This window comes from Paraburkholderia sediminicola, from assembly GCF_046027825.1.
Taxonomy (GTDB): domain Bacteria; phylum Pseudomonadota; class Gammaproteobacteria; order Burkholderiales; family Burkholderiaceae; genus Paraburkholderia; species Paraburkholderia sediminicola_D.
Genome location: NZ_JAQQDU010000159.1, coordinates 1 through 11292, shown reverse-complemented (window position 1 = coordinate 11292; position 11292 = coordinate 1). Strand labels below are relative to the sequence as shown.

Below are 11292 nucleotides of genomic sequence, written 5' to 3'. Positions count from 1 at the left end.
GGCCGGCTCGGCGCCCGGATGAGCGGCTACGCCGGCGCCAGCCTGACCAGGTTGATGCTACCAGTTTGGCGGGCAGTAAGGCGCTGGCAGGGCAGCCAGCGCTTATACCTTGGCGGGCTGCGGAGGCGGCCCCGCGCAGGCCGTGCCACACCTCCTGGCAGGCAATGCCGCCACCGGCCGGGCGAGCCAACCCGGCCGGCGCTGCGCGTCATTTGTGCGGAGCCTCGTCGGCGGCGAATGCTTCAATCGCCGCCTTCTCGTCGGCCGCACTCAGCTCCCGCAGTCCGTGGTGACCCATCAGCCGGTACAGCGTCACGCGAGAAATATTCAGATCCACCGCCGCCTCATTCAGCCGATGACGATGCCGCAGCAGCGCCGCTTCGATCGCGCGCTTCTCGGCGGCTTCGCGTGCTTGCGAGAGCGTCACGGTCTGTTGCGCGGTGAATTGCGCGAGATCGAGGTCGTCGGCGGAAATCAGCTTGTTTTCCGCCATCACGATCGCGCGGCGCACCCGGTTGATCAGCTCGCGCACATTGCCGGGCCAGTTGTAGTTGTGCAGCGCCTCGATCGCCGACGGCGTGAAGCCGCGGATTTTGCGTGCGCTATCGGTCTTGAACTTGTGCAGGATGTGATGCGCGATGATTTCGATATCTTTGCCGCGCGCCCGCAACGGCGGTTCGTCCACCCGCAGCACGCACAGGCGGTGAAACAGGTCGGCGCGGAACTGCCCCTCGCGCATCGCGCCTTCAAGGTCGACGTGGGTCGCCGAAATGATCCGTACGTCGACCGGAATCGACTCGTGACCGCCGAGACGTTCGATCTTGCCTTCCTGCAAAAAGCGCAGCAGGCTCGCCTGGCTTTCGAGTGGCAGATCGCCGATTTCGTCAAGCAGCAGCGTGCCGCCATCGGCTGCTTCGACCCGGCCGATCTTGCGCTGATTCGCGCCGGTGAACGCGCCGCGCTCGTAGCCGAATAGTTCGGACTGCAACAGATGATGCGGGATCGCGCCACAGTTGATCGCGATGAACGGCGCCTTGCGGCGTGGCGAGCGTTCGTGAATCGCGAGCGCGGTGAGTTCCTTGCCAGTGCCCGACTCGCCGGAAATGAACACGCTCACGTCGGTGTTCGCTACCTTGCGGATGGTGCGAAAGAGCTGCTGCATCGCGTCGCAGGTGCCGACCATTTCGTCGTCATCGTCGGCCGCGGGCGCGGCAGGCGGGATCTCATCGGCATCGCACAACGTCACCATACCGAGTGCATGACTGGCGAGGTAATCGATCGTGGCGTTGGCCACTGGCGTCTTGACGTAGTCGAAGCAGTAGTGGCGGATCAGGCGCCGCACGTCGGGGTCGGTGAGGCGTTCCGACGTGGCGAGCGCAATCCAGCCGATCTGCTGTTGACGCAGGCTCGTTTCGAGGCCGCCCAGGTCGCGCAACGCAAAGCTGGCCAGGTCGACGATGCCGGTACATACCACGTCAGGTTTGAGCAGGCGCGCGAGTTCATGCGCCGAGCGGGCAACCATCACTTGCCAGCCGCGGCTCTTCAGATGGGCGGTCAGCGTCTCGTCCGGCGTGCGCGCGACGTACAGCAGCGTCCGTTCGGTCTGCACGTGCGGCAGGCCAGTCTCTTTCGGGGCGGCGGAGGGTTTGTGCAAGCGCTCCACGGCAGCCTCCTGATGGCGTGCCAAAGAGACTTCCGACGGACGCCCCACGAGGCCGTCCGTTACTCGTGTCACAGGTGCTTCCGGCGCTCGGGCAATCGACAGATGAGCGCCGGAGGGCGGTGTAACGCTGCTCAGATGGGGTGATTCGCGCACGATCAACCTCGTATCGTTGGCACGTCAAAAAGTGTAGGGAAAGCGCACACCGATCACGAAGTTCGGCGTGTCGGGCGTAAGGCCCACAGACACCGAACCGTTGATCGTCAAGTGCTTGTTCACTACATGATTCAAGCCGAAGGTCAGTGCGGCAGCGGTGGTCTCGCTGCCGGGCACCTTCGAATAGGTTCCGCCTGGCGCCTTGGTCTGCGACTCGGGTTCCAGCGCCATGGTGTACGAAATGCTGGCCGAGTCCTTGTCCGAGAACGCCAGCGCTACGCCGCCGCCGAACTGCACGACGTCGCCGATCTTGACCGTCGCCGGTTCGGTCTGGCCGACGACCGACGAGATGTCCGCGAACGAGCGCGCAATGTTATAGGTGTACGAAACGCTGCCGAACAGCACGACCGGATCGTAGGTCTTCAACACCGACAGACCCGCCGTGATATTCCAGAAGCCGGTGCCGGTGGGCAGCTTGGTGGGGGCGACCAGGTTGGTGTTGTCGGCATCGACCTGCTGCAGCTTGATGCCGAACGGCGACGAACCGGTCGGCGCCTTGACGCGCAGGCTGCCGACCAGGTCCGGCAGACTGTTGGTTTCCTTCAGGATCTCGTAGTAGATGCCGAAGTTGATGTCACCCACGTCGCTCGAATTTGCCGAGGCGTCCGAGACCGTATTCGCGGCCCCGCCGGCGCCGCCGACGATGAAGTTGCTGTGCCGGTAGATATAGGGCACGTCGAGGTCGACGCTGATGCGGTCGGTCAGACCGTAGCGCGTATCGAGGTCGGCCATCACCTGGTGCGACTTGGTTTCGCCGAGGTTGATGTTGCCGAGGAAAATCGCATCGAGCGCGAGGAAGCCGGACAGTTGCAACTGGCGGCGGTCGTAGTAGGTATCGCTGATCCCCCAGTCCATGGTCAGCTTGTGCTCGAACAGCGGCGTGTGCTGCTGGTTCTGCACTACCGCGTCTTCCGATTGCGTGCGCACGGGTTGCGCGGCCTTCTGTGTCTGGCCGACCGCGCCGCTGCCGTCGGTCGCGGCCGGCAGGCCGCCCCCACTGCTGTTATCCGGCACCGGCGGATTGACCGGCACGCCGGTCGCGGTGCCCGTGCCGCTGCCCGGCGCGGGCGTGCCCGGGTTCACCTGGGCCAGTGGCGGCAGCGGCACAGGCAGGCCGTCCGCGCCAGGTTGCTCGGCGACCGCGGCGTTGCCAGTCGGCTCGCCGTAACCCGGCGCGCCGCGGCCGCGCTGTTCCATTTCGAGGTTCGTGACCTGCCGCTCGAGTGAGATGATCTGCTTTTGCTGCTCGCTGACAACGCGCATGAGCGTGTTCAGCCGGTCTTCAACCGATTGATCGGCGAGCGCCTGCGCGCTGGCCCCCTGCGATAGCGCAAACAGCATGACTGCGGCCGGAATGGCCGCTAACGCCATGCGTGGCGTACCGGTCTTTGAGAATCTGATCATTTTTGTTCCCCCGGTATTCTGACTGCGCGTCGCATGTCTCCTTTGCCTCGCGCGGTCGCTTTGGTACTGCTTTGGTACTTGGTCTCGGTCCTGATCGGGTGGCGGCCCGTGTTATCTCCTTACGCTGTTTTGCAGGGCTTGCAGGACGCCCATCTGGCGCAGCATCGAGGCCGACATCTGCTGCGTCTGCAGATGCAGTTGCAACTGGTTGGCGACTTGCTGGTTATTGCCTGCAATCTGCAAGAGTTGGGCGATCATGCCGGCTTGTTGTGCGCTGCTCGGCGTGATGGTTTGGGTGGCGAGCCCAGCCGGCGTTTGCAGCGCAATCGAAATGCCCCCGTTGGCGAAACTGACGGCGGCGGTCACCGAGCCGTTCGCATTGCTTGCGGCAGCCGAGGTGGCGTTGTTATAGGTGCCACCACTCAGGCTGCCTGGTGAGGCGTTGAAATCGATCAGCGCCTGGTTGGTGCCGAGGTTGCCGTTGCCAGCCACCTGGGTGATCTGCGAGACGCCGTTGACGTTGACGTTCTGTCCGCCGTTCGCGCTGGCATTACGGTTGGCGCCGCTGCCCGATGATCCGTTCGGGCTGGTCACGGAGGCCGATGAACTGACCTGCACGCTCGGCTGGTTGAGCGCGTTGGTGACGATGGAGAGGGCGCCCGAGGCGACGGCGGTGGCGCCGTTGGGCAACTGCCATTGCGACAGCAGATCGATGACGACGCCCGAGATGATGTCCCCGGCAATCCCTTTGCCGGTCTGGTTGGCGAGGACGGTGTCGTCGACGGGTTGCAGCCTGAGCGCGCCGGCGTCTTCAAACACAGTCGGCGCCTGCTCGGCAGCCTGCGCGACTGATGCAAGGCCGCACGTTGTGAAACACAACGCACAGCCAATGGCGATTAAGTTTCGGTCCATGATGAGTCAGAACAACTCTGCCTTTATCAAACCGTATTCAACAAAGGGAGTCGCGGCCGTACCGTTTTCCAGCGCACGTTCGCGCAGCTTGAGCGCGAGCGACTCATTGCCTTGCAAGAGCGGAGAATCCTCCTTGAATGGCTTGCCGACGACCGCGAATACGAGGCCGTTCCACTTCTTGACGAAGTCGTCTTCCATGACGATGCGGTTGCCGAGGGCGGGGTCGGCAATGAAGATGCGGCCGTCTTCCGCGTGTTTGACGATGACGAAGTGCTCGTAGCCGTCGCTGTTCATCAGCACGAGCACGGGAATCTGCAGGTGATAAAGCGCTTCGGCGTTGACACGGAACCCTCGGCCGCGCAGGCCGATTGTTTCGACGAACTTCTTCATGTCGAGCATCGAGAAGCCGTTCTTGACCACCACCTCCGGTGTCGAAAACACCATCATGCGGCGGATCATTTCGGTTTCGGGAATGTCGATGCCGTAGCCGTACTTCAGCAACGTGGCCAGAGCGGCCGAGCCGCAGCTGTAGTCGAAACGCTGCGAAACGATGTGGTTGTAGCGTAGCTCGCGGATCGACCGCACGTTCATGTTGAACGGCACACCCGCTGAGGCGTTCATGGAAAGGGCACTCTGCGCATGACCCGTCTGTGACAGCACGAGTCCGGCGAAGAGCGCCGCAAAAAAGCCATGCCTTGCCCTGCTCACCCCGAACATGGTCTATCCCCCCCTGGGGAGACAACCGGTCAGCACGAAGGCTGACCGGTTGTCTTCCTGCTATGCAGCTTTAGTTACCGACTACTGATTACTGATGCGACACGCTGGCGACTGCAAGGCCGTTGTGTTGCAGGTTGCCTACGCCCGATGCGATATTCACACCGATATTGCCGTTAGCGTTGTTAAGAGCACCCGCGCCGAGCATTGCCGACCCGGTGAACGTGCCATTGACAGCAGTTCCAGCGGTCTGGCAGTTCTGGTCGCTGGCGATGACTTCGCCGCCTTGCTTGCTGTCATACCCCTTGCCTGAAGTGCTGCTGTCGGTCGTAGCCGATGCTGCGAGGCTGTTGTTTTGCACGTTGCCCGCACCCGAGGCCACGTTCACGCCGATATTGCCCGTTGCATTGGACAGTGCTTTTGCGCCGACAGAGGCGACGAAGCTGAAGTCACCCACTGTCGCCGAGCCGCTCGACGCCTGGGTCGAGTAGATCTGCGCGGAGCCGAACACGGGGCCGACATCCATGTTCGACAGGGCGGCGTCGTTGGACTGGGCGTTGTTTACGCCGGTGGAGATGTTGACGCCGATGTTGCCGCTTGCGGTATCCAGCGCATCCTTGCCGATGCCGGCGGACATCGTCGTCGGCTTTTCGGTGTTGATGTACTGGGTCACAGAGCCGGTGACCGTGACAGTGCCCTTGTCGTCGCTATAGTTGTTGGCCCATCCGTAGGCGTGGCTGCCTTCCGAGTAGCTTTCGCTAACCTTGCCGCCATAGCCGCTGCGGCCTTCCGTTGCCGTGCTCTGGCTAGCTGCCGCGTAGCCGCCGTATGCCACACCGTAGCCGGCTGCCTGCGCTTCAAGCCCGGCGCCGAAGTTGCTCGACTCGTGGGTGTTCAGCGCGCCAGCGAAGCCTGCTGCGACGCCGCCGAAGAGCACGCCGGGGCCGCCGCCGAGGCCGGCGATAAAGCCCGCTGCGAGGAAGCCGTTCGCGGAGGTATGCGTGTTCGCGTAGTTGTAGCCGTTGACCGAGCCTTCGATGCCGGTCGCGAAGCCGCCGCCTGCGATAAAGGCAGCGCTCGACGAGGCCGAGTTGGTTTGCGTGTTGCTCTTGTTATAGGCCCAGGCGTTGCTGCTATACGACTGGCTCACGCCCCAGCCGCCACCGCTGCCGCTCGCATTGTTCCAGCTCTTGGACGTGTCGATGGTCGTGGTCACTGCGCCAGCCGTGTAGGACTGCGGCGGCGTCGCCATGACAACGCCGTTGACGCTCACGTTTTGCGTGTTGTTGACCGTGGCGCCGGAACTGCTCGACACGTCGACATGGCCGCGCAGCGTGATGAAGCCGAATTCGCCGATGTCGGTATAGATGTTCGTTGCCGTAAAGAGCTCAGCTGGATCGCAGCCGGCCGTGCATTCTGCGTAAGCGGAACTTACTGCCATCGTCGACAGGACAGCCGCTGCAATGATAGTGCGCTTCATGATGACGCTCCGATAAAGAGTGTGGCTGGTTAGAAAAAGGTGCCCGCCGGGGGACGGAGCACAAAACTGTTTGAACTGACGTTACCTGAGCCGGCTGCCTGGTTGATCTGGACGATCCCACTGACGTTTTTGAGCGCGTCCGCACCGATGGACACCTCGCGTGCGTCGTGGTTATCGCTAGACCTTCCCAGGCCACCGCCCTTGGCGGTCGTAGCGGATAGCACCCCATCCGCTACGATCTCCGCTTCAAGCGGTCCAGAACCGACTACGGCGCTGTTCCGCTGAAGATTCCCTACACCCGCCGACTGATTCACTTCGATAAGGCCAGAGGTGTTTGAAAATGCGTTACTGCTGATCGTGCTTTTTGCGGCCGTCGTTTTGGCGTTCGTGGACGCACTCTGCGAGCTGCCGATCAGATTGAGAGGGACCTGTCCATTGGTGAACACGCCCTGATTCGCTTGCACGTTGTCGAGACCTGCCGACTCGTTGATGGCGACGACGCCGATCGCGCCGTTGGCTGCACCGTTACCGATCACCGACTGTGCGTCGACGAGCGCGGGTGGCGTTTGAGCGTGTGCCGCGACGCTCGCAAAACCCAGGAGCGCACAGACCATCAGGGGCCAGCGTGCCTGCTTGCGTGACGGAAGGCGCTTCGCTGCCGGTGCGTGCGTCGTCTTCATTTCATGGCTCCTAAAGCAGCGCCGAGGGGGGCGAGGGCACCGTTGACCGACTGGGCGATCGAGCCGCCGATTCCGCCAGCGCCGCCGAAGCTGGCGCCTGCGCCAACCGGAACGGAGTTGCCGTTGCCCGCGAGCATGTGCTGGATGCCGTTGGTGCCGACCAGCGCCGGCATAAAGCTGTTGCCGGTGATGCCGCTGGTACCGTGCGCGCTGTTCAGATCGAGATCGCTGGCGGTCGAGCCGAGCGCGCCGTCGAAGGCCGCGGTCGGGAAGGTTTGGACCTGCACGGCAATCGGATCCTGGTTCTTCGGCACCGGGACGAACGCATCGCGTGGCGTGATGTCACGCTCGATGATTAGGTTGCCCGGTGCGGTCGAGTCCTGCGCGGCCGCGCCCGTCGTGGCGCCGGCAGCGAGCACGCCGAGCAGCGCGCACAGCAGGGCTGCGCAGGGGCTGCTGCTCGGCTTCTGGGTTGAGGCGGTCATGTCAGTTCCTTGCGGGCAGACGATCGGTCGGTGCGGTGTTGGGCAGCGAGCAGGTCGTTGTGCTAATTTCTCTGGTAGCTCGTGACGTTGCCTTGTGCGGAGCGGGCGACGTCGACGGGAACCGGCAACTGCGACGGCGGGGCGATTTCGTCCCACAGCGTCACGCCGTTGCCGCCATGCATCAGTTGCGGCGTCGCGGAGACCATCAACATGCCGCTAAAGCCGCCGCGCTGGCGGGACAGCGCCTGATCGTCCAGCACGAGATCTGCCACGGAGGCGGCGTCGGCGGGAATGCTCAGCGCGTTGCCGGCCAGATCGCTGCGTGACGCGGTGCTGTCGTTCGTGGCGGCGACGCTGTTGTCCACCGCTGCGGTGTTCGCCGTACCGGTGACCGCCGTGTCCCGGGACGCCACCGCTGCGAGCGTCGAGCTCGCGAGGGTGGCGGAGCCGGTATCGGTGGTTTCGGCCATCGTGGCGGATTGGGACTGGGTGGATTCCTGTGCATTGACGCCAGCGGGCAGCACGATCAAAGCGACCGCGGCGGCGCATAGTGCGGCGCAAGGTGCAATGCTGCTCAGGTCGATGCGGAAAGCGAGTCGCATGATGTGTCTCCTTGGTGCACAGCATTTAGCGAAACGTGTGCCATGAGTCGCAATCCATTGATGCGTCTGGATGGGACCCGCTTACGTCGGAGTAACGAGGGAGAAATCAGACAAAAACGTTTCAGCGCTGAAACGGCAGGCAGAAAATACCTATAATTCGTTAAATCCGACGGTATGAACTACCTGAGGGTGAACGCTAGGAAAAGCGCTTCCACATTGGTTTTATTCATAAGCTGAATAAGTCTTGATCGGCCGCCAGGCCTTGCTGGGAAAGGGGTCTCCGATTAAATTCGCATAATTGTTTTCCAAGCGGCGCGTGTATAGTAAGCTCTCGAAAAAGAGCTTCAGATTTAAAAAAGCCCGCTAACGGGCCGTCTCAAACACACACGCCGCTTTCTTGGGGATCAGCTGTCCGCACGGAATGGAATGGCCGTTCGGGTTTTGCTATTTCGCGAATCCCGAACGAGTCAGCGTGTCTGAACTTCGGTTCAGGTGCGTGCGTCATCCTTAACGTTCGTTGACGAGAGGATCTGAATAATGGAACCCGCAACGCGGCAACTGATTTACGTTTCACGCGACCCGAGCGCGGAGCTGAACACGCGCTTCCATCAGCGCGGCTGGCATGTCGAAGTCGTGGGGTCGGCGCGCGATGTACGCCGTGCTGTTCGCGCCGGAATGGCGGCTGGCGGCTTGCTCGATCTGTCTAGCGATTTTCAGCCACATGAAATCGCCGCCTTCGAGTCCTGCCTGACCATGCCGAACGTCGGCTGGGTTGCGGCGACCACCCCCGGACAATTACAGGACGCGGCCTTGCGCCGGCTCGTGCGGGACTATTGTTTCGACTATGTAACGGTGCCTTACTCGGGCGACAGGATTGTCGATTCGGTCGGTCATGCGTACGGCATGATCTCGCTGGGCGAGCCGGCATCGACCGACGGTTCGCAAGGCGCTGAAGGCGAAATGGTCGGTTCGTGCGACGCGATGCTCGCGCTGTTCCGTTCGATCCGCAAAGTGGCGATGACCGACGCGCCGGTGTTCATATCAGGCGAATCGGGAACGGGCAAGGAGTTGACCGCCGTCGCGATCCACGAACGCTCGGCGCGCCGCAATGCGCCTTTTGTGCCGATCAACTGCGGCGCGATTCCGCCGCATCTGCTGCAATCCGAACTATTTGGCTATGAGCGCGGCGCGTTCACCGGCGCCAATCAGCGCAAGATCGGCCGCGTGGAAGCGGCCAATGGTGGCACGCTGTTTCTCGATGAAATCGGCGATCTGCCGCTCGAAAGCCAGGCGAGCCTGCTGCGCTTCCTGCAGGAACGCAAAGTGGAGCGGCTGGGCGGTCACGGGTCGATTGACGTCGACGTGCGCATCATCTCGGCGACGCACGTGGATATGACGGCCGCGATGATTGAAGGGCGGTTCCGCTCCGACCTGTATCACCGTCTGTGCGTGCTGCAAATCGACGAGCCCCCGTTGCGGGCACGTGGTAAGGATATCGAACTGCTTGCGCGGCACATGCTGGAACGTTTCAAGAAAGATGCAAGCCGCCGTCTGCGCGGTTTCGCGCCCGACGCCATCGCGGCGCTGCATAACTACGGCTGGCCGGGCAACGTGCGCGAGCTGATCAATCGTGTGCGGCGCGCCATCGTGATGTCGGAAGGGCGCGCGATCACCGCCCGCGATCTTGAGCTGGCCGAGTATGTGGAGATTGTGCCGGTGTCGCTCGCGCAGGCGCGCGAAGCGGCCGAACGTCAGGCTATCGAGCTCGCGCTCCTGCGTCATCGCGGCCGTCTCGGCGACGCCGCGCAGGAACTCGGCATTTCGCGCGTGACGCTGTACCGCCTGCTGTGCTCGCATGGCATGCGCCATATGGAAGGCGAACCGCTGAACACGCCGCACGGCGAGTTGCCGGCCTCGGTGCCGCATCTTTGACGGGCCTGGTCGCCCGTTTAGTTGCCCACTTAGTCTCCCTCTTAGCCGCCGATATTTTCCCCATGGCGCGCCCGGACCGGGCGCCGTCCGGCTGCGCTTGTTAAAATCGGGTTTTCCGCTCAATCTCCGTGGCGCATGCACCTGACCAGGTGCGCGCCTCGTCGAAGGAACCCGCATGAAACAATACCTCGACCTCGTCCGCACGATTCTCGACACCGGCACGTGGCAGGAGAACCGCACCGGCATCCGCACCATCAGCATGCCGGGCGCCATGTTGCGCTTCGACCTCCAGCAGGGCTTTCCCGCCGTCACCACGAAAAAGCTGGCGTTCAAGTCGGCGGTGGGCGAACTGGTGGGGTTTCTGCGCGCCTCGCGCAGCGCCGCGGATTTCCGCGATCTGGGCTGCAAGGTGTGGGACGCGAACGCCAACCAGAATCCGCAATGGCTCGCCAATCCGTATCGCGAGGGCCCGGACGATCTCGGCGACGTGTACGGCGTGCAGTGGCGCCAGTGGCCGGCCTACAAGGTGCTGGACGCAGGCGCCGCCGCGCAACTGGCCGACGCCACGGCGCGTGGCTTCCAGGTGGTGACGGAATTCGAGGAAGACGGCAGCGCCAAGGTACTGCTGTACAAGGCGATCGACCAGTTGCGGCAGTGTCTCGACACGATCATGCAGAACCCCGCCGACCGGCGGATTTTGTTTCATGCCTGGAACCCGGCCGTGCTGGACCAGATCGCGCTGCCGGCTTGCCACCTGCTTTATCAGTTTCTGCCGAATGTTGCGCGACGCGAAATTTCGCTGTGTTTGTACATTCGCAGCAACGATGTCGGTCTCGGCACGCCGTTCAACCTGACCGAAGGCGCGGCGTTGCTGCATCTGGTCGGCCGCCTGACGGGTTATACGCCGCGCTGGTTCACCTACTTCATCGGCGACGCGCACATCTACGAGAACCAGCTCGATATGTTGCAGCAACAGCTCACGCGCGAGCCTTACGAAAGCCCTGCTTTCGCGATCTCCGACCGTGTGCCGGACTATGCGAAAACCGGTGTCTATGAGCCGGAATGGCTCGAAAAAATTGAGCCGTCGGATTTCTCGCTGGTCGGTTACCGGCACCATGAGCCGCTGACAGCGCCGATGGCGGTCTGAGTGGCGGTCTAATCCTTCGCCTGCAGCCTGCCCAAAGAAAAACCCCCGCGATGTGAATCC

10 protein-coding genes are annotated in these 11292 nt (G+C 62.8%); 2 read left to right on the top strand and 8 right to left on the bottom strand.

What is annotated here, in order from left to right; genetic code table 11:
• Positions 1-208 precede the first annotated feature (208 nt).
• From PQQ96_RS40360 to PQQ96_RS40325, 8 genes are all read right to left on the bottom strand, one after another.
• A complete protein-coding gene (locus tag PQQ96_RS40360; protein ID WP_408302754.1) occupies positions 209-1654 on the bottom strand; it encodes a sigma-54 dependent transcriptional regulator in 1446 nt (481 codons plus the stop codon).
• Between the two features lie 186 nt (positions 1655-1840).
• On the bottom strand, positions 1841-3280 hold the full coding sequence (locus tag PQQ96_RS40355) for a hypothetical protein (protein WP_408302752.1): 1440 nt from the start codon (positions 3278-3280) through the stop codon (positions 1841-1843).
• Between the two features lie 111 nt (positions 3281-3391).
• Positions 3392-4192 (bottom strand): peptidase C39, encoded by an 801-nt coding sequence (locus PQQ96_RS40350; RefSeq protein ID WP_408302750.1) that lies wholly within the window; start codon positions 4190-4192, stop codon positions 3392-3394.
• Positions 4193-4198: 6 nt separating this feature from the next.
• The gene (locus PQQ96_RS40345) at positions 4199-4813 is read right to left on the bottom strand and encodes a C39 family peptidase (RefSeq protein ID WP_408302748.1); all 615 of its coding nucleotides are present in this window, start codon (positions 4811-4813) and stop codon (positions 4199-4201) included.
• A gap of 184 nt (positions 4814-4997) precedes the next feature.
• Positions 4998-6386 carry a FapB/FapC family functional amyloid domain-containing protein gene (locus tag PQQ96_RS40340; protein ID WP_408302746.1) on the bottom strand — a complete coding sequence of 463 codons (1389 nt, stop codon included), beginning with the start codon at positions 6384-6386 and terminating at the stop codon, positions 4998-5000.
• Between the two features lie 29 nt (positions 6387-6415).
• On the bottom strand, positions 6416-7066 hold the full coding sequence (locus PQQ96_RS40335) for a FapB/FapC family functional amyloid domain-containing protein (protein WP_408302744.1): 651 nt from the start codon (positions 7064-7066) through the stop codon (positions 6416-6418).
• On the bottom strand, positions 7063-7551 hold the full coding sequence (locus tag PQQ96_RS40330) for a FapA family amyloid fibril periplasmic chaperone (RefSeq protein ID WP_408302742.1): 489 nt from the start codon (positions 7549-7551) through the stop codon (positions 7063-7065). Before PQQ96_RS40330 ends, PQQ96_RS40335 begins: the two co-directional genes overlap by 4 nt.
• A gap of 62 nt (positions 7552-7613) precedes the next feature.
• Entirely contained in the window at positions 7614-8153 is a 540-nt protein-coding gene (locus PQQ96_RS40325) for a hypothetical protein (protein ID WP_408302740.1), read from the bottom strand.
• 537 nt (positions 8154-8690) lie between these two features.
• On the opposite strand from PQQ96_RS40325, the gene PQQ96_RS40320 reads away from it, so the two are divergent.
• Together PQQ96_RS40320 and PQQ96_RS40315 are read left to right on the top strand one after the other, a co-directional pair.
• Entirely contained in the window at positions 8691-10085 is a 1395-nt protein-coding gene (locus PQQ96_RS40320) for a sigma-54 dependent transcriptional regulator (RefSeq protein ID WP_408302738.1), read from the top strand.
• Between the two features lie 175 nt (positions 10086-10260).
• The gene (locus PQQ96_RS40315; RefSeq protein WP_408302736.1) at positions 10261-11232 is read left to right on the top strand and encodes a thymidylate synthase; all 972 of its coding nucleotides are present in this window, start codon (positions 10261-10263) and stop codon (positions 11230-11232) included.
• The last annotated feature ends 60 nt before the right edge of the window (positions 11233-11292 follow it).

Excerpts from the sequence above, each read along its gene's own strand:
- PQQ96_RS40355 (WP_408302752.1), bottom strand. The coding sequence starts at position 3,280 with ATGATCAGATTCTCAAAGACCGGTACGCCACGCATGGCGTTAGCGGCC.
- PQQ96_RS40350 (WP_408302750.1), bottom strand. The coding sequence starts at position 4,192 with ATGGACCGAAACTTAATCGCCATTGGCTGTGCGTTGTGTTTCACAACG.
- PQQ96_RS40345 (WP_408302748.1), bottom strand. The coding sequence starts at position 4,813 with ATGAACGCCTCAGCGGGTGTGCCGTTCAACATGAACGTGCGGTCGATC.
- PQQ96_RS40340 (WP_408302746.1), bottom strand. The coding sequence starts at position 6,386 with ATGAAGCGCACTATCATTGCAGCGGCTGTCCTGTCGACGATGGCAGTA.
- PQQ96_RS40335 (WP_408302744.1), bottom strand. The coding sequence starts at position 7,066 with ATGAAGACGACGCACGCACCGGCAGCGAAGCGCCTTCCGTCACGCAAG.
- PQQ96_RS40330 (WP_408302742.1), bottom strand. The coding sequence starts at position 7,551 with ATGACCGCCTCAACCCAGAAGCCGAGCAGCAGCCCCTGCGCAGCCCTG.
- PQQ96_RS40325 (WP_408302740.1), bottom strand. The coding sequence starts at position 8,153 with ATGCGACTCGCTTTCCGCATCGACCTGAGCAGCATTGCACCTTGCGCC.
- PQQ96_RS40320 (WP_408302738.1), top strand. The coding sequence starts at position 8,691 with ATGGAACCCGCAACGCGGCAACTGATTTACGTTTCACGCGACCCGAGC.
- PQQ96_RS40315 (WP_408302736.1), top strand. The coding sequence starts at position 10,261 with ATGAAACAATACCTCGACCTCGTCCGCACGATTCTCGACACCGGCACG.